This window comes from Streptomyces sp. NPDC021749 (genome assembly GCF_040640655.1).
GTDB lineage: Bacteria > Actinomycetota > Actinomycetes > Streptomycetales > Streptomycetaceae > Streptomyces.
On the sequence record NZ_JBFACE010000022.1, the window covers coordinates 114,908 to 131,468 of the forward strand.

The window sequence follows — 16,561 nt, forward strand, 5'->3', positions numbered from 1 at the left end:
CGGACGGAAGACATGAGCAGCGAGGGCGCACAGCAGGACGGCAACGGCGGCGCGGAGGACGGCGACCGCACCGTAAGGGTGGTGCTGGTCGACGACCACCGGATGTTCCGCACGGGCGTCCAGGCCGAGATCGGCGAGACCGAGCGGACCCGCGTCGAGGTGGTCGGCGAGGCCGCCGACGTCGACCAGGCGATCACGGTCATCACCGCCACCCGCCCCGAGGTCGTCCTCCTGGACGTGCACCTCCCCGGGGGCGGCGGCGCCGAGGTGCTGCGCCGCAGTGCCGTGATGATGGCCGACCCCGAGCGCCCGGTCCGCTTCCTCGCTCTGTCCGTCTCCGACGCGGCCGAGGACGTCATCGGCGTCATCCGTGGCGGCGCCCGCGGCTACGTCACCAAGACGATCACCGGCACGGACCTGGTCAACGCGATCTTCCGGGTGGCCGACGGCGATGCGGTCTTCTCCCCGCGGCTGGCCGGCTTCGTCCTGGACGCCTTCGCCTCGACGGACGCCCCGCCGATCGACGAGGACCTGGACCGCCTCACCCAGCGCGAGCGCGAGGTGCTGCGGATGATCGCCCGCGGCTATGCGTACAAGGAGGTCGCCAAGCAGCTGTTCATCTCCGTGAAGACGGTCGAATCGCATGTCTCGGCGGTGCTGCGCAAGCTCCAGCTGTCCAACCGCAACGAGCTGACCCGCTGGGCCGCGGCCCGCCGCCTGGTCTGACCGGCGGGCGCCACGCGGGCGGCGCGGGGACGGCCGTACGGACGCCCCACGGGATCGGCACAAACGTCACACGGACAACAGAGGGCACAAAGGAGGGCGTAAAGAAGGACCAAAGACGGGCAACCAGGACCACACGGATCGCCATCTAAGGGCGCGGAGAGGCTCACTGCCGAAGGCGGGGCCCGAACCACCCCACCCCACGTCCTTCGCGTATGCGTCCTGGAAGCGAGTTCCCGATGAGCCTGACGGGCACGCCCTTCTTCCTCACCTCGATCGCGCTGCTGATCATCGGCGTCGTGCTGCCGCTCGCCATCTGGGGCCGGATAGCCGGCCCGCCGCTGCTGCGCGGTCTGGCCCGGCTGCTGATGCTGCTGTTCGCCCAGGCCACCGCCATCACCGTGGTGTTCGTGCTGGTCAACAACGCGAACAACCTCTACGACACCTGGGGCGACCTGCTCGGCACCGACAGTCATGTCGCGGTGGCGAAGGACCTCGGACCGGACGGTATGGGCGGCCGGCAGATCAAGAACCAGCCCAAGCAGATCCAGCAGTTCCGGCCGGCCGACGACCCGAAGGTGGGCCCCGGCGTCCAGATGACCAACCTCAAGGGCCGCATCTCGGGTGTGATCGGCGAGGTGTACGTCTGGCTGCCGCCGCAGTACAACGACCCGGCCTTCAAGGACAGGAAGTTCCCCGTCGTCGAGCTGCTGCCCGGCTACCCCGGTTCGGCGAAGGCCTGGTTCGGCGCGCTGCACGTCGCCGAGCAGCTCGGCCCGATGATGCAGCGCGGCGAGATCAAGCCCGCCATCCTGGTGGCGCCGCGCACCACCCTCCTCACCGGCGCGGACACCGGCTGCGTCAACCTCACCGGCAAGGTCAACGCGGACAGCTGGCTGACCGTCGACGTCCGCCAGATGATCGTCGACAACTTCCGGGCCGGCGACCAGCCGCACTCCTGGGCCCTGGCCGGCTACTCGGCCGGCGCCCACTGCGCCGCCAAGCTGGCCCTGGCCCACCCGGACCGCTACCGCGCCGCGGTCGCCATGTCCGGCTACAACGACCCGGCCCTGGAGCCCGACTCGCTCGCCGGCAAGGACCCCACGCTGCGCATCCGGTCCAACCCGCTGCACATCCTGAAGGCCGCCAACGCGGCCGGCCGTCCGCCGCGCACCGCCCTGTACGTGTCGGGCGCGGCCGGCGACGGCTATCAGGCGGGCATCGGCCTCCAGCAGCTCGCGAAGCGCCCGACGACGGTCACCGTGCACCAGATCGCGGCGAACGCCGGCGGCCACACCACGGTGGTGTGGCGCAACCAGGTGCCGGAGATCTTCCGCTGGCTGGGCACCCAGCTGCGCGCCTGAGCCGGGGGGCCGGACGCCGCAGCAGACCAGACGCAGCAGACTGGACACAGAAGACCGGCCGCAGCAGACCGGGAGGCCCCGGCCGGGCCGCGTGACTCCTACGCCGGCCGTGTGGCGCCCGCGAAGGGCATCTGGTCGATCGGCGCGATCCGCACCGGCGCGCCCGGGTGCGGTGCGTGGATCATCTTCCCGTCCCCGATGTAGAGCCCGACGTGGCTGATGGCCGTGTAGAAGAACACCAGGTCCCCGGGCGCCAGTTGGGAACGGCCGATGCGCGGGCCGGCGTTGATCTGGGTGTAGGTCGTGCGCGGCAGGGAGACCCCGCCCGCCCTCCATGCGGCCTGGGTCAGCCCCGAGCAGTCGTAGGCGGAGGGCCCGGTCGCGCCCCAGACGTAAGGCTTGCCGAGCGCGGCGTAGGCGAACGAAACCGCCCGGGCGGCCCGTGCGTTGGGCGCCTGCTGCGCCGAGGCGCCGGCCGCGGCCGCCGAGCCGGTGGGGATGCCGCCGAGCAGCCCGCCGTCCCGCCCGCCGCCCCCGCGGTCCGCCCGGCCGCCCGCCGTCCCGGCCCGGGAGCCGTCCGGTCCGGCCATCCGGCCCCGCTGCTCCGCCGTCAGCCGCGCCAGCAACTGCTCGGCGGCGTCCAGCTTCCGCACGACGGTGACCCGGTGCCGCTTCAGTGTGGACTCGGTCCGGGTCAGCCGCTCCGCGGTCTCCTCGGCCCGCTGCCGGACCTGCTGCACGCTGCCGAGTCGGCGCGCGTACCCGGCGACCGCGGTCGCCTGGTGGCTGCCCGTCCGCTGCAGTACCGCGGCGCCGTCCAGATAGCGCTGCGGATCGGCGGACAGCAGCAGCCGGAGGGCCGGGTCCACGCCGCCGGAGCGGTACTGGGAGGCGGCCAGGGCACCCAACCCGGCGCGCGCGGCGTTCAGTTCCGCGGTCCTGCGGGCGGCCTCGTCCTGCAGCCTGCTCAGCTCCTCGCGTGCGGTCTCGGCGGCTTCCTTCGCGCCGTCGTACTTCTGTGTGGCCACCTCTGCCTCCTGGTACAGCGCGTCGACCCGGCTCTGGACCCGGGCGGGGGTGGGACGGTCCGCCGCCTGGCCGGTGCCGTCGAAGGCGGAGGCGGTGGCGGCTCCGGCGAGGGCCAGGGTGGCGGCCGTACGGGCGGTGCGCGCGCTGCGCGAGCCGCCGGTGAGCGAGGCGAACGGATGTCGCCCGGGCTTGCGGTGCGAGGCCACGGTGGCCGTCACTTCCTTCCTTGCGGCGCGGCGGGAGTCGGCCGCTGGAGGAGGACGCTAAGCCCGGGCGTCACGGGAACGGGCTCGCTTGCCCGGCATTGTTCGCATTCGACCGCTGCCGGAACGCGGGTGACCGGAGCGTCATCGCCCGGTCGCCGGGGCCGCTCCGCGCTGACCGAAGCCACGAATATGGGCGCCCTGCCGGAAAGGGCGTGCTATGTGGCGGATACGATCCGGCCTCATGGACGTAGTCATTCATATCTTCGTCGGCCTGCACATCATCGGCATCGCCTCCCTGTTGGGCGGTTTCCTGACGCAGATGAAGGCGATGGGTGCGGGCACCGCCCGGTTCGTTCCGGCCATGCTGCACGGCGCGCTGACGATGCTGGTCACCGGCATCGTGCTGGTCGGCCTGAACCAGGCGCAGGACCACCCGGTCAACAACATCAAGATCGGCATCAAGATGGCCGTCCTGGTGGTGATCCTGGCGCTGGTCTACGTCAAGCGGGACGAGGAGCAGGTCGACAAGGCGCTGTTCGGCACGGTCGGCGGTCTCACGATGGCCAACATCTTCATCGCCGTCCTCTGGACCTGAGGACGCCGGCCGCGTCCCCGTATGGCGGGGCCGGCCACGTCGCCCCCACAACGGCACACCGCGCGGTCGTCGCACTCCGGGATCCGGAGGCGAGGGCCGCGCGGTGGCGTGTGGGGGGTTGCCGTGGGGGGTGGGCCGGGGAGGAGCGGGGCCGGGCGTCAGGCCGGGCGGACGCTCCCGTAGATCGGCATGTAGTAGATCGACTCCTCCCGGACGTTCGCGCCCGGGTGCGGGGCGTGGATCATCTTGCCGCCGCCTATGTACATGCCGACGTGGCTGATGTCGTCGAAGAAGAAGACCAGGTCACCAGGTTGCAGGTCCTTGGTCGCCACCCGCTGGCCGACCTTGACCTGCTCCCAGGTGGTGCGCGGCAGATCGACCCCGGCAGCCTTCCACGCCGCCTGGGTCAGCCCCGAGCAGTCGTAGGACGAGGGCCCGGTGGCGCCCCAGACGTACGGCTTGCCGATCTGGGCGCGGGCGAACGCGAGGGCCTTCTCCGCCTTGGTGGACTGCGAGCCCCCGGTGGAGCCGCCGGTGTCCCCACCGGTCTGGCCGCCGGTGTCCCCGCCGTCGTGCTGCCGCTGCTGCTCGCGCTCCCGCTGCTTGCGCGCCTCCTCTTCGGCCCGGCGCTTGGCCGCCGCCTCCTTCTGGCGCTCCAGTTCGGCCAGCCGCGCCTTCTCCTGGGCGGTCAGCCGGGACAGCAGCTGGCGGGCCTCCGCCAGCTTCTGCTGAACGGAGCGCTTGGACTCCTTCAGGGCGGCCTGCGAGCTCTGCAGATGCTCCAGGCTGCGGCTCGCCTCGGCCCGCTGGCGGGCGGCCGCCGCGGCCTGCTGCTGGTAGTCGGTGACGGCCTGCTGCTGCCGCCCGGTCAGCCGCTCCATCAGGTGGCTGCGGTCGAAGAACTGCTGCGGGTCCTTGGCGAGCATCAGCTGCGCGGTCGGGTTCATGCCGCCGGTGCGGTACTGCGCCGAGGCGAACGTCCCGAGCTCCCGCCGGGACTCGTTCATCTTCTCGGCCCGCTTGGCCGCGGCGTCGAGCAGCCCGTCCACGGTCTCGCGCTGGTGGTCGGCGCGCTCCTTGGCGGCGTTGTACTTCTGGGTGGCCACCTCGGCCTGCCGGTAGAGGCCGTCGACCTTCTGCTTGACCTCTTCGATGGTGGGCTTGGGGGCTCTGGGGGTGGCGTCGGCGGTCTGCGAGAGCAGGGTGACCGAGGCGAGCGCGGCGGTGGTGAGCCCGGCCGCCGTACGGCGACTCCCGGGCGAGGTGAGAACGCTGGTGCGCGGCTTGCGATGGGACGCCAAGGCCGGCAACTCCTTCCGTGGACCGCCTACCGGGTTAGCTGTCGGGTTCGGGCGGTGTCGCTGACGGAAGGCCGTGCCCTACGGTCCGTACGTCCGCTGGTGTCGGACGGACGGATCGATTCACCCCGGTGTTGCTGGTGGGTCCCCGGCTCCGGGTGACCCGTGCGTGACCGGAAGGACACGTCGCGGGCAGGGCCGGACTCGGCGTGGGCGGCCCGTGCGGACGCTGTCGTCCACGGGGAGGCGGGCTGCCTGAGCGAGGACGTTAGCCAACTCGTGTGGCTCCTGTGAAGGCTGATGTTCGATATGCCCGAAACCTTTTTGTGACCTGAGTGATGCCGTTCCGCTTCGGGGATGCGGCCGTTCCGCTTTCTGCGGTGCGCGTGGCGACGGCCGGCCGGCCGCCCGGCTCGTGATCCTTCCGGTGCGCGTGGCGACGGCCGGCCGGCCGCCCGGCTCGTGATCCTTCCGGTCCGCACCGCGCGTTCTCCGGCCGTCCCGGCCACTTGTCCACAGTCCCCGGCGCGCTGTCGGTGGGGCGGCCTAGACTCGGTGGGCGATGAGCAGCCTCTTTGACGACAGCTTCCTGGCGGACCTCGGCCACAAGGACGAGGAGCCCCCGCCGCCTCCCGAGGACGAGCATGAGCCGGTCCCCGAGGAGATCCCCGCCGACCTGTTCGGCGGGCGGTTCGACGCGCCCGAGCCCAGGGACGCGTACTACCGCGACGGCGCCGCCCGCCCGGCGGTCGACCCCGCAGCGCTGCTCCAGGGGCTCAACGACCAGCAGAAGGCCGCCGTGGTGCACACCGGCAGCCCGCTGCTGATCGTCGCCGGCGCCGGCTCCGGCAAGACCCGGGTGCTCACCCACCGCATCGCCCATCTCCTCGCCGAGCGGCACGTCCACCCCGGCCAGGTCCTCGCGATCACCTTCACCAACAAGGCCGCCGGCGAGATGAAGGAGCGCGTCGAGCAGCTGGTCGGTCCGCGCGCCCACGCCATGTGGGTCTCCACCTTCCACAGCGCCTGCGTGCGGATCCTGCGCCGCGAGTCCAAGAAGCTGGGCTTCACGTCCTCCTTCTCGATCTACGACGCCGCCGACTCCAAGCGCCTGATGTCCCTGGTCTGCCGCGATCTGGACCTCGACCCCAAGCGCTTCCCGCCCAAGTCCTTCAGCGCGAAGATCTCCAACCTCAAGAACGAGCTCATCGACGAGGAGACCTTCGCCGGGACGGCCGCGGACGGTTTCGAGAAGACCCTGGCCGAGGCGTACGCGATGTACCAGGCACGGCTGCGCGAGGCCAACGCCCTGGACTTCGACGACATCATCATGACCACGGTCAACCTCCTCCAGGCCTTCCCGGACGTCGCCGAGCACTACCGCCGCCGCTTCCGCCACGTCCTCGTCGACGAGTACCAGGACACCAACCACGCCCAGTACACCCTTGTCCGCGAGCTGGTCGGCACCGGCACCGCCGACATCCCCGCCGCCGAGCTGTGCGTCGTCGGTGACGCCGACCAGTCGATCTACGCCTTCCGCGGCGCCACGATCCGCAACATCCTCCAGTTCGAGGAGGACTACCCGGACGCGACCACGATCCTGCTGGAGCAGAACTACCGCTCCTCGCAGACGATCCTGTCCGCCGCCAACGCCGTCATCGAGCGCAACGAGAACCGCCGTCCCAAGAACCTCTGGACCGACGCCGGCGCCGGCGCCAAGATCACCGGCTATGTCGCCGACACCGAGCACGACGAGGCGCAGTTCGTCGCCGACGAGATCGACCGGCTCACCGACGCCGGCGACGCCAAGGCCGGCGACGTCGCCGTCTTCTACCGCACCAACGCCCAGTCCCGCGTCTTCGAAGAGATCCTCATCCGGGTCGGGCTGCCCTACAAGGTCGTCGGCGGAGTCCGCTTCTACGAGCGCAAGGAGGTCCGCGACGTCCTCGCGTACCTGCGGGTGCTCGCCAACCCCGAGGACAGCGTCCCGCTGCGCCGGATCCTGAACGTCCCCAAGCGCGGTATCGGCGAGCGCGCCGAGGCGATGATCGACGCGCTGTCGCTCCGCGAGAAGATCACCTTCCCGCAGGCCCTGCGCCGGGTCGACGAGGCCTACGGCATGGCGGCCCGCTCCGCCAACGCCGTCAAGCGCTTCAACGTCCTGATGGAGGAGCTGCGGACGATCGTGGAGTCCGGTGCCGGGCCCGCCACGATCCTGGAGGCCGTCCTGGAGCGCACGGGCTACCTCGCCGAACTCCAGGCGTCCACCGACCCCCAGGACGAGACCCGGATCGAGAACCTCCAGGAACTCGCCGCCGTGGCCCTGGAATTCGAGCAGGACCGCGGGGAGGAGAATCCGGGCACGCTCTCCGACTTCCTCGAACAGGTCGCGCTGGTCGCCGACTCCGACCAGATCCCCGACGAGGACGAGGAGGGCAGCGGCGTGGTCACCCTCATGACGCTGCACACCGCCAAGGGCCTGGAATTCCCCGTCGTCTTCCTGACCGGCATGGAGGACGGCGTCTTCCCGCACATGCGCGCGCTGGGCCAGACCAAGGAGCTGGAGGAGGAGCGCCGGCTGGCGTACGTCGGCATCACCCGCGCCCGCGAGCGGCTCTACGTCACCCGCTCGACGATGCGCAGCGCCTGGGGGCAGCCCTCGTACAACCCGCCGTCGCGGTTCCTGGAGGAGATCCCGGACGACTACGTCGAGTGGAAGCGGACCGGGCCGGCGACGCCGTCCGCGTCGATGGGCGGGCTGTCGTCCCGGGGCGGCAGCGGTGGCGGTGGCGGTTTCGGCGGGGGCATCGGCTCCGCGCTGTCCTCGTCCCGCGCCAAGGGGCCGAGCGGCTTCGCCACCCGCCGGACCAGTGACCGCCAGGTGGTCTCGCTGGCCGTCGGCGACCGCGTCACCCACGACAGCTTCGGGCTGGGCACGGTCGTCGCCGTCAAGGGCAGCGGGGACAACGCCGAGGCGACGATCGACTTCGGCGGCGAGAAGCCCAAGCGGCTGCTGCTGCGGTACGCGCCGGTGGAGAAGCTCTGAGGGACGTTCCGGGCGCCGGCCGGTGGCCGGCGCTGCGGGAACGGTACGGCGGGATCAGTTCGGGTTGAGGCCGTGGCTGCGCAGCCACGGGAGCGGGTCGACGGCCGCGCCGCCCCCGGGACGCACCTCGAAGTGCAGGTGCGGACCAGTGGAGTTGCCGGAGTTGCCCGAATAAGCGATCTGGTCGCCGGCCTTCACCGACCCCGACCGGATCTTGGTGCTGCTCAGATGGCAGTACCAGGTCTCCGTGCCGTCCGGCGCGGTCACGATCGCCATGTTGCCGTAGGCGGAGTTCCACTGCGTCCGTACGGTGCCGTCGGTGGCGGCCATGACCGGGGTGCCGTAGCTGACCGGGAAGTCGATACCGGTGTGCACGGACATCCAGTTCACGCCGGCCTGGCCGAAGAGCGCGCTGAGCCCGTGCTGGGTCACCGGCAGTACGAACTTCGGCCGCAGCGCCTCCTTGCGGGCGGCCTCCTCCGCCTTGCGCTTGCGCTCCAGCGCCTGGCGTTCCTTGAGGTCGATCCGTTCCTGGGTGCGGCTGGCCCGGTCGCGGAAGTCGTCGGCGCCGGCGCTGAGTCCGGCGAGCTGGGTGTCGAGCTTCTTGTTGGCCGCGGCCCGCTGGACGCCGCCCGGGTCGGGTGCGGCGGCCTGGGTGGTGGTGTCGTCCTTGTCGTGGGCGCCGAGGCCGGCGACGGACGCGGCGGCGACCCCGCAGACGCCCATGGCGGCGACCGACGGCACGGCGACGGTCAGCAGCGCCGAACGCTTCGCCGGGCGGCGCCGGCCGCGGCCGCGGACCGGCTTCCCGGCGGCGGGCCCGGCGACCCGGCGGGACGACGGGGCGGGGGCCGGGGAGGTCACCGGCATTGCCTGGGTCGGGGCCTCGGCCACAGCGGCGGCGTCTCCGCCCGGGGCCTCGTCGGTGGCGCCGGTGTCGTCGCGGTCTTCCCAGGCGGCGGAGTCGGCCGGAGGCGGGCCGGGCTGGGCGGGGATGCCGGCCATCAGCGGCTGGTCGGTGGTGGACCAGATCGCGGTGGCCTCGTAGCTCGCGGTGTCGAGCTGGTCGGTGCCCACCGTGTCGACGCCGACGGCGTCGAAGGTCACGGTCTCGAAGGCTGCCATCTCGAAGGCCGCGCTATCGAAGGCCGCGGTCTCCTCGACCGCGGTGGCCTGCTGCCCGAGGGCGTCATAGCCGCCCGTCGTCCCGTAGGTCCCGGTGGCCTCCTGGGTGCCCGCCGTCTCGTAGGCACCGGCCGTCCCATACGCCTCGTACGCGCCCGCGGCGTAACTGCCGGTCTCGTAGCCGGTGGTGGGGTGGCTCCCGGTGTCGTACCCGCCGACGCCGTAGACCGTGGCGCCGTGGGCGTCGTATCCGCCCGGGTCCTGTGCCGGGGCCTCGTACGCGGTGTGTGCGTACGGATCGTAGGCGCCGGTGTCCCACTGCGCCGTGGGATAGCCGCCGGTGTCGTACGTGCCGGTGGCGTAGCCGTCGCCGGCCGTCGGGTACGTCCCGGTGCCGTAGTCGCCGGCGCCGTAGCTGCCCGTGCCGTACGTGTTCAGGTCGTAGGCGCCGGTGTCGTACGTCGTGCCTGGGTAGCCGCCGGTGTCGTAACCGCCCGTGGCGTGCGCACCGGTGTCGTACGTGCCGGGGAGCGAGCCGAAGAGGGGGTCGCCGTCGCCGTATTCGGCGCCCTCGGCGGGGGAATGCTGCTGCCCGTAGGGCTCGTAGGCCGGGTAGTGCGCATACGAGGCGTCGGAAGCAGAGCCGGTCGGAAGCGTGGGCTCCGATGGGTGACGGTCGTTCACCAACTTCTCTTTCGCCTCGGCAGCAGGAGAATTAGCGGCGACTGTACCCGGCGGTACACGACGGCCACAATCTTCCACCGGTTTTAGGCTCGCCGAGACCGGGCATTTGGCCGCCTTTCGGCAGAGCCCATGCGAGTTCTTGGCGCCCCGTTCGACGTCTGTTCGATCGCCGGTCACGGTGCGGAGCGGCCTCAGGCCACGGATATGGCTCCGCCGGCCCCCTCCTCGGCCGCCGGGTCCGCCGCGGCGAGTGCCTCCCGTATGCCGGCCGCGACGGTGCCGTTCACCGGAAGGGCGAGATGTCCGACACCGGCGACATGGACATTGTGGGCGAGCAAATCCGGGTGATCGATTCTGGCCGCGGTGGCTGGAATCATCACCTGATCCGCCTCGCTCCAGAAAGCGGTCAATTGCGTCCGGCAATTCGGCGCCGGCAGCGACAACTCCGCTATCACCTCGGAATCGGGGCGCATCTGGCGGACGATCGGGTGCGCCGACATCAAGGGGGCGATGCGGGTGCCGGAGTGCGGGGTGCCGAGAGTGACGACCCTGCGGACCCGGGCGTCGCCGCCGAGCCGCTGGACGTAGTAACGGGCGATCAGGCCGCCCAGGCTGTGCCCCACGACGTCCACCCGGTGGTGGCCGGTCCGGGCGCAGACGTCCGCCACATGCCGGCCCAGCAGCTCGGCCGCCTTCCGGACGTCGCAGGTCAGCGGGGAGTAGTTGAGCGCCTCGACATGGCGCCAGCCGTGGCGGTGCAGCGACCGGCGCAGCAGCACGAAGACGGAACGGTTGTCGATGAAGCCGTGCAGCAGGAGGACGGGCGGATGCGCCCGGCCCTCGGTCGGAAGGAGCGGAGGGGCGTCCTCCGGCGGGCGGGACGGGCGGGGCACCGGGCGTTCCCGGGAGATGCCGGTGGGATAGAGAAGCAGATGCCCGGCGAGGACCGCCAGGTCCACGAGGGTGGTGCGAAGACAGGGCAGGGTCTGCATGACCGACCTCCCGAACGGCATGCGGCAGGCGGCGCTGACCCCCGATGCCCTCGTGGGAAGCCATGTACGGCGGCGCACGGGCGTGCTCGACCCGATGCGCGTGACGATCCATGGTGCGGCGGCCCGGCTGCGGCTCTCCGGGCGCCCGGCCCGCGCGCACTCCGCCCGGCCCTGGCGGTACGGCGCACGGAACGCGGCGCGTAGCGAACGTGTCCCAGGTGTGATTTCCCCCTCGCCGGATGTCACGAAACGGCTGGATACTGGATGCTGGCGATAACGTTCGTTCACGTCGTGGCCGCCGGATCGCGGCCGCGCGCCCGATTGTCGGCTTGGCGGCACCACCGTGCCGTGCAGGGCTTGGAGGCAGTGATGAGTGTGGCTCGGCAGGACGGAGCGCAGGCGGGGCCCCCTGGCGCGGCGGGCCGGTCGGGGCCGATCCGTGTCGTGGTGGCCAAGCCGGGGCTGGACGGGCACGACCGGGGCGCCAAGGTCATCGCCCGGGCGCTGCGCGACGCCGGTATGGAGGTTATCTACACCGGGCTGCACCAGACCCCGGAGCAGATCGTCGACACCGCGATCCAGGAGGACGCCGACGCGATCGGGCTGTCCATCCTCTCCGGTGCGCACAACACCCTCTTCGCGAAGGTCATCGCCCTGCTGGAGGAGCGTGACGCGGCGGACATCAAGGTCTTCGGCGGCGGCATCATCCCCGAGGCCGACATTCCCCCGCTGAAGGCCCAGGGCGTCGCCGAGATCTTCACGCCCGGCGCGACCACCGCCTCGATCGTGGAGTGGGTCCACGCGAACGTGCGCTCGCTGGCGGTCTGAGGCCCCGGCCCCGACGACGGTGATCACGGCGCTGACCCGTCGCCGGGGGCAGCGGTAGCGGCCTCGGCAGCAGTACCGGCAGCGGCAGCGGCACCGGCATCGGAGCTCGGGCCGCTGCCGCCCGGCGGCACCGCGTCCGTCGGCGGGGTGAGTTCGGCGCGCATCGTGGCGCGCAGCCGGAGCGTGCCGACCAGTCGCTGGAACGCCTCGGACCAGTAGCCGCCGGAGCCGGGCGAGGCGCCCTCGGGCTCGTCCGTGACCGCGGTGAGCATGGCGAGCCGGTCCGCCGCCGCCGGGTCCAGACACCGCTCGGCCAGGCCCATCACCCCGCTGAAGCTCCACGGATAGCTGCCGGCGTCCCGGGCGATGTCCAGGGCGTCGACGACGGACCGGCCCAGCGGCTCGGCCCACGGGACCGCACACACCCCGAGCATCCGGAACGCGTCCGACAGGCCGTGCGCGGCGATGAACTCCGCCACCCAGCCGGCCCGTTCCCCGTCCGGCAGCACGGTCAGCAGCTTCGTCAGGTCCCGTGACGATCCGGCCGGTGCGACCTCTCCAGCCCGGGACGGGGCGCCAGGCGCACCCAGCAGGGCCCGCGCCCAGGCCGCGTCCCGCTGGCGCACGGCGGCCCGGCACCAGGCGTCGTGCAGCTCCGTCCGCCAGGTGTCGGCCACCGGGAGCGCCACGATTTCCTCCGGACCGCGCCCGCCGAACCGCGCCTCCCATCCGCCGAGCGGCGTCGCCTCCACCAACTGGCCCAGCCACCAGGACCGTTCGCCCCGCCCCGAGGGCGGCTTGGCCACCACCCCGTCCCGCTGCATCCCGGCATCGCACTCCCGGGGAGGTTCCACCCGGATCACCACCTCCGCGCCCGCCGCGGGATCCAGGCCCACGCAGGCGTGCGCCCGCCGCGCCATCCGGTGCGCGAGGGCCGAGCCGGGCAGCGCGGAGAGCAGCTCGGCGGCGGTGGCCCGGACCGTACGGCTGCGGTCGGACAGCGCCTGCTCCAGGAAGGGTTCGTCGCCCGCCGTCAGCCCCTCGCGCAGCGAGTCGAGGAACATCAGCCGGTCCTCGGCGCGCTCCGTGGACCAGGTCGTCAGCAGCAGTTCCCGGCCCGCCTCCGGGTCGCGGCGGCGCACCGCCGTCAGCAGGGCCACCCGCTCGGCGAACAGCCCCTCCTCCCAGCGCCGCGCGATCTCCTCGGGCGCCTCCCCCTCGGGCAGGACGGCCGCGCCGCCGGTCCCGCGGAGCGCGAACCTCCAGGCGTCGTTGAGCCGCGCCAGCCACAGCGCCCGCGGCCCCGCCAGCGCCAGCGCGGCCGGCCGCAGGTCCGTACGGGCCCGGGCGGCGTCGAGCAGCGCGGGCAGCAGGGCCTCCGGGGCGCGGTAGCCGTACTCCCCGGCGGCGGCCAGCCACTGCGGCAGCAGCTCGGTCAGATCGGGGGCCGCGCCGCGGCGGCTGCCGCCTCCCGCACCGCCGCGGTCGGCGAGCAGCAGGGCGAGCCTGCGGCGCGCCGCGGCCGGCAGCGGCGGCCGCGGATCGTCCGGGGCCGGGGCCGGCCGCTCACCGGCCGGGGCGGGGCGCAGCGCGGCGCGCCGCCGCACCGTGCTCACCGCGGCCGCGTCCAGCAGGGCCGCCGCGGCGCTCTGCCCGGGGCGTACGGCCACCGGCGGCAGCCGCCGCTCGGTGCCCAGCAGCGCGGCGCTCACCAGATCGGGCCAGGGGGCCGGGGCGGTGGCGGTCGCCGGGAGAGTCGGGTTCGTCGGGGGAGTCGGGGGAGTCGGGTGGGTCTCAGGGCTGGTGGTGGTCGTCATGCCCGTCCTCCAGGCATCGGTGGTGGATGGGTTCCTCGGGAGCGCGCGCTCCGGCGCGGCCGGCAATCCGGGTCACAGGGACACCGGGGACGGGTCCCAGACGGTCAGCGGAAGGAAGCCGCGGTGGCCGCACTCGCCGAACACCGTGATCGGCGCGCCACCCGATATGGCGGCCAGCTGCCAGACGCCCGTACCGCCCGGGCAGCGCGGGTCCAGCGGCAGCGCCGACTCCCCGTCCGCATCGGCCAGTTGCCAGCCCCGGCCGTCGCGGTCCGGTATCGGGGTGACGTCGGCGAGCACCACCGGCCAGGAGTCCAGCCAGGGGTCGTCGCGCAGCGCATCGCCGTACGCGGCCAGGGCGGCGTCGATGCCGCAGCCCGGCGGCACCGGGCCCGGGGCGGCCGGGGCGTACCGCTCGCCCAGGGTGGCGCGCAGCGGACGGGCGCCCGGGTAGTAGGCGAGGTCCGCATCGATGACCAGACCGGGCGGAAGTGCCAGCTCCAGGGGACGGTTGGCCCCGGCGAACGACAGGTGCAGCGCCATCCGCCCGGTCCGCTCGCCGCGCAGGAAGATCCTGCGGGTGGTCAGCCGGCCGTCGTCGCCGTCCTGCTGGGCCAGCACCAGCCAGCGGTCCCGGACCGGCGCCGCGTCCGGACCGGTCAGCAGGTCCGCCGCGTCCGTGGTCAGCCCGACCCGGGCGCGGACCGTGGCCGCCAGCGGGGCCGGCAGCCGGTCGATGCCGAGGAAGCCCTGGTCGAGGAGGTGCAGCAGCGCGCACTCCTCCAGCAGCCGGGCCGGCCAGTCGGCACCGGACGCCACCACCGAGCCCAACTCCCTCACCCGGGAGGCGAGACCGGGCGCCTGGGCGTCGACCATCCGCGCGGCCGTCTCGTCCCACGAGCGTCCCCCGTCGCCCCCTGTGCCGCCACCGTCCCGACCGGCCGTGGCCAGGCCGGACTGCAGCAGATCCGCCAGCCGCTGCTCCAGTTCCGTGGCGCCCGCGGCGATCCGCTGCATCCGGCGCTCCGCCCGGCGGCGGGCCGCCTCCGGACCGGCGGACGCGCGCGAGCCGGCGGCGCCGGACGGCCCGGCCGCCGGCCGCTCCGCGCGCTCCCGGCGCGCGGCCAGCCACTCGCCGGCCCACTGCGGCGGCTCACCGGCCGCCACCGCGCCCTCACCCCCGGCCCAGAGCAGCAGCAGTCCCAGTGCGTGCTTGCACGGGAACTTGCGGCTCGGGCAACTGCACCTGAACGCCGGCCCCTTGACGTCCACCACCGCCTGGTACGGCTTCTTCCCGCTGCCCTTGCACAGCCCCCACACCGCGCTGCCGTCCGCGCCGGTCTCCGACCACGGGCCGGGCGCCGCGAGCTTGCCGCCCGCCTTGCGTGATGCCTCGTCAGGCGCCAGTGCCAGCACCTGATCCGTCGTCCAGCGTTCCCCCTGCGGATTCATGTCTCCGACGCTACGACGGCCCACTGACAATGCCCCTTCCGCACGGTGAACTCGCAGGTCAGGGAGGATTTTCGGGGCGTTGTCAGTGGTGTGGTGCAGGCTGGATCCAGCAAGCGGCCGTGAGGGTTTTCCCGGGCGCCGGCCGCGGATTCTTGCGACGAGGGGGACCCATGTCCGAGCTCATCAACGACACGACGGACGACACGCAGACGACGGCGGAGCGGGCCGGGGGCGGTCAGGCGCTGCGCCCGCACGCCGAGGACAGCTTCGCCGACGAACTCAAGGCCCTCGCCGCGGCCGACGACCGGCCGCGCCCGGCCCGCTGGCGGCTCTCGCCGTGGGCGGTCGCCACGTACCTGCTCGGCGGCACGCTCGCCGACGGCACGGTCATCACACCGAAATACGTCGGTCCGCGCCGGATCATCGAGGTCGCCGTGACGACCCTCGCGACCGACCGCGCGCTGCTCCTGCTCGGCGTGCCCGGCACCGCCAAGACCTGGGTGTCGGAGCATCTGGCGGCCGCGGTCAGCGGCGACTCCACCCTGCTCGTGCAGGGCACCGCCGGCACCCCGGAAGAGGCGATCCGCTACGGCTGGGACTACGCCCGGCTGCTCGCCCACGGCCCCAGCCGGGAGGCGCTGGTGCCCAGCCCGGTGATGCGCGCGATGGCCCAGGGCATGACGGCACGGGTCGAGGAGCTCACCCGCATCCCCGCCGACGTGCAGGACACGCTCATCACGGTCCTGTCGGAGAAGACCCTGCCCATCCCCGAACTGGGCCAGGAGGTGCAGGCCGTCCGCGGCTTCAACCTCATCGCCACGGCCAACGACCGCGACCGCGGGGTCAACGAACTCTCCAGCGCGCTGCGCCGCCGCTTCAACACCGTCGTCCTGCCCCTGCCCGCGACGCCCGACGACGAGGTGGACATCGTCTCCCGCCGGGTCGGCCAGATAGGGCGTTCGCTGGAGCTGCCGCCCGCGCCGGAGGGCCTGGAGGAGATCCGCCGGGTCGTCACGGTCTTCCGCGAGCTGCGCGACGGCCTCACCACCGACGGCCGGACGAAGCTCAAGTCCCCGTCCGGCACGCTCTCCACGGCCGAGGCCATCTCGGTGGTGACCAACGGCCTGGCGCTCGCCACCCACTTCGGTGACGGTGTGCTGCGCGCCGGCGACGTGGCCGCGGGCATTCTGGGCGCGGTGGTCCGCGATCCGGCCGCCGACCGGGTCGTCTGGCAGGAGTACCTCGAAACGGTCGTGCGCGAGCGCGACGGCTGGAAGGACTTCTACCGCGCCTGCCGTGAGGTGAGCGCATGAGTTTCCTGAGTCAACCCCTATGCCGCCAAGGGCGTGTCGGCGGCCATGTTGATCTTGTCGTTGGCTTGGTGGATGGCGGGGTCGTAGCA

Annotated in this window: 12 protein-coding genes and 1 riboswitch; of the genes, 6 read left to right on the plus strand and 6 right to left on the minus strand. The window is 72.9% G+C overall.

Annotated features, from left to right (window positions below; genetic code table 11):
• Positions 1-12 precede the first annotated feature (12 nt).
• Positions 13-726, plus strand: a complete 714-nt coding sequence (locus AB0G35_RS22230; protein WP_360951994.1) for a response regulator transcription factor — start codon at positions 13-15, stop codon at positions 724-726.
• A 236-nt stretch (positions 727-962) separates the two neighbouring features.
• Positions 963-2,087 carry an alpha/beta hydrolase-fold protein gene (locus tag AB0G35_RS22235; protein ID WP_360951997.1) on the plus strand — a complete coding sequence of 375 codons (1,125 nt, stop codon included), beginning with the start codon at positions 963-965 and terminating at the stop codon, positions 2,085-2,087.
• 98 nt (positions 2,088-2,185) lie between these two features.
• Here the strand turns inward: AB0G35_RS22235 and AB0G35_RS22240 are convergent, their stop codons facing one another.
• Entirely contained in the window at positions 2,186-3,334 is a 1,149-nt protein-coding gene (locus tag AB0G35_RS22240) for a C40 family peptidase (RefSeq protein ID WP_360952000.1), read from the minus strand.
• A gap of 229 nt (positions 3,335-3,563) precedes the next feature.
• Between AB0G35_RS22240 and AB0G35_RS22245 the strand changes: the two genes are divergently transcribed.
• Positions 3,564-3,917 carry a hypothetical protein gene (locus AB0G35_RS22245; RefSeq protein ID WP_360952003.1) on the plus strand — a complete coding sequence of 118 codons (354 nt, stop codon included), beginning with the start codon at positions 3,564-3,566 and terminating at the stop codon, positions 3,915-3,917.
• A 158-nt stretch (positions 3,918-4,075) separates the two neighbouring features.
• Here the strand turns inward: AB0G35_RS22245 and AB0G35_RS22250 are convergent, their stop codons facing one another.
• Positions 4,076-5,218: an NlpC/P60 family protein gene (locus tag AB0G35_RS22250; protein WP_360952006.1), complete on the minus strand. Its 1,143-nt coding sequence runs from the start codon at positions 5,216-5,218 to the stop codon at positions 4,076-4,078.
• Positions 5,219-5,225: 7 nt separating this feature from the next.
• A riboswitch (cyclic di-AMP (ydaO/yuaA leader) is annotated at positions 5,226-5,395 on the minus strand.
• Between the two features lie 382 nt (positions 5,396-5,777).
• Here AB0G35_RS22250 and pcrA point away from each other — a divergent pair.
• Positions 5,778-8,261, plus strand: a complete 2,484-nt coding sequence (pcrA, locus tag AB0G35_RS22255) for a DNA helicase PcrA (RefSeq protein ID WP_360952009.1) — start codon at positions 5,778-5,780, stop codon at positions 8,259-8,261.
• 54 nt (positions 8,262-8,315) lie between these two features.
• Here pcrA and AB0G35_RS22260 read toward each other — a convergent pair whose 3' ends face one another.
• Positions 8,316-10,070 (minus strand): peptidoglycan DD-metalloendopeptidase family protein, encoded by a 1,755-nt coding sequence (locus AB0G35_RS22260; protein WP_360952012.1) that lies wholly within the window; start codon positions 10,068-10,070, stop codon positions 8,316-8,318.
• Between the two features lie 191 nt (positions 10,071-10,261).
• Positions 10,262-11,062, minus strand: a complete 801-nt coding sequence (locus AB0G35_RS22265; RefSeq protein WP_360952015.1) for an alpha/beta fold hydrolase — start codon at positions 11,060-11,062, stop codon at positions 10,262-10,264.
• Positions 11,063-11,431: 369 nt separating this feature from the next.
• Between AB0G35_RS22265 and AB0G35_RS22270 the strand changes: the two genes are divergently transcribed.
• Positions 11,432-11,890, plus strand: coding sequence for a cobalamin B12-binding domain-containing protein (locus tag AB0G35_RS22270; RefSeq protein ID WP_360952018.1), 459 nt, complete (start codon positions 11,432-11,434; stop codon positions 11,888-11,890).
• Between the two features lie 23 nt (positions 11,891-11,913).
• Here the strand turns inward: AB0G35_RS22270 and AB0G35_RS22275 are convergent, their stop codons facing one another.
• Together AB0G35_RS22275 and AB0G35_RS22280 are read right to left on the minus strand one after the other, a co-directional pair.
• Positions 11,914-13,707: a DUF5691 domain-containing protein gene (locus tag AB0G35_RS22275; protein ID WP_360952021.1), complete on the minus strand. Its 1,794-nt coding sequence runs from the start codon at positions 13,705-13,707 to the stop codon at positions 11,914-11,916.
• A gap of 72 nt (positions 13,708-13,779) precedes the next feature.
• The gene (locus AB0G35_RS22280) at positions 13,780-15,159 is read right to left on the minus strand and encodes an SWIM zinc finger family protein (RefSeq protein ID WP_360952024.1); all 1,380 of its coding nucleotides are present in this window, start codon (positions 15,157-15,159) and stop codon (positions 13,780-13,782) included.
• 170 nt (positions 15,160-15,329) lie between these two features.
• On the opposite strand from AB0G35_RS22280, the gene AB0G35_RS22285 reads away from it, so the two are divergent.
• Entirely contained in the window at positions 15,330-16,472 is a 1,143-nt protein-coding gene (locus AB0G35_RS22285) for an AAA family ATPase (protein ID WP_360952027.1), read from the plus strand.
• Positions 16,473-16,561 lie beyond the last annotated feature (89 nt).

What these genes read in the sequence shown, in the direction of transcription:
- AB0G35_RS22265 (WP_360952015.1), bottom strand. Translation starts at nt 11,062, where the DNA reads ATGCAGACCCTGCCCTGTCTTCGCACCACCCTCGTGGACCTGGCGGTC.
- AB0G35_RS22270 (WP_360952018.1), top strand. Translation starts at nt 11,432, where the DNA reads ATGAGTGTGGCTCGGCAGGACGGAGCGCAGGCGGGGCCCCCTGGCGCG.
- AB0G35_RS22280 (WP_360952024.1), bottom strand. Translation starts at nt 15,159, where the DNA reads ATGAATCCGCAGGGGGAACGCTGGACGACGGATCAGGTGCTGGCACTG.
- AB0G35_RS22235 (WP_360951997.1), top strand. Translation starts at nt 963, where the DNA reads ATGAGCCTGACGGGCACGCCCTTCTTCCTCACCTCGATCGCGCTGCTG.
- AB0G35_RS22285 (WP_360952027.1), top strand. Translation starts at nt 15,330, where the DNA reads ATGTCCGAGCTCATCAACGACACGACGGACGACACGCAGACGACGGCG.
- AB0G35_RS22230 (WP_360951994.1), top strand. Translation starts at nt 13, where the DNA reads ATGAGCAGCGAGGGCGCACAGCAGGACGGCAACGGCGGCGCGGAGGAC.
- AB0G35_RS22275 (WP_360952021.1), bottom strand. Translation starts at nt 13,707, where the DNA reads ATGACGACCACCACCAGCCCTGAGACCCACCCGACTCCCCCGACTCCC.
- AB0G35_RS22245 (WP_360952003.1), top strand. Translation starts at nt 3,564, where the DNA reads ATGGACGTAGTCATTCATATCTTCGTCGGCCTGCACATCATCGGCATC.
- pcrA (WP_360952009.1), top strand. Translation starts at nt 5,778, where the DNA reads ATGAGCAGCCTCTTTGACGACAGCTTCCTGGCGGACCTCGGCCACAAG.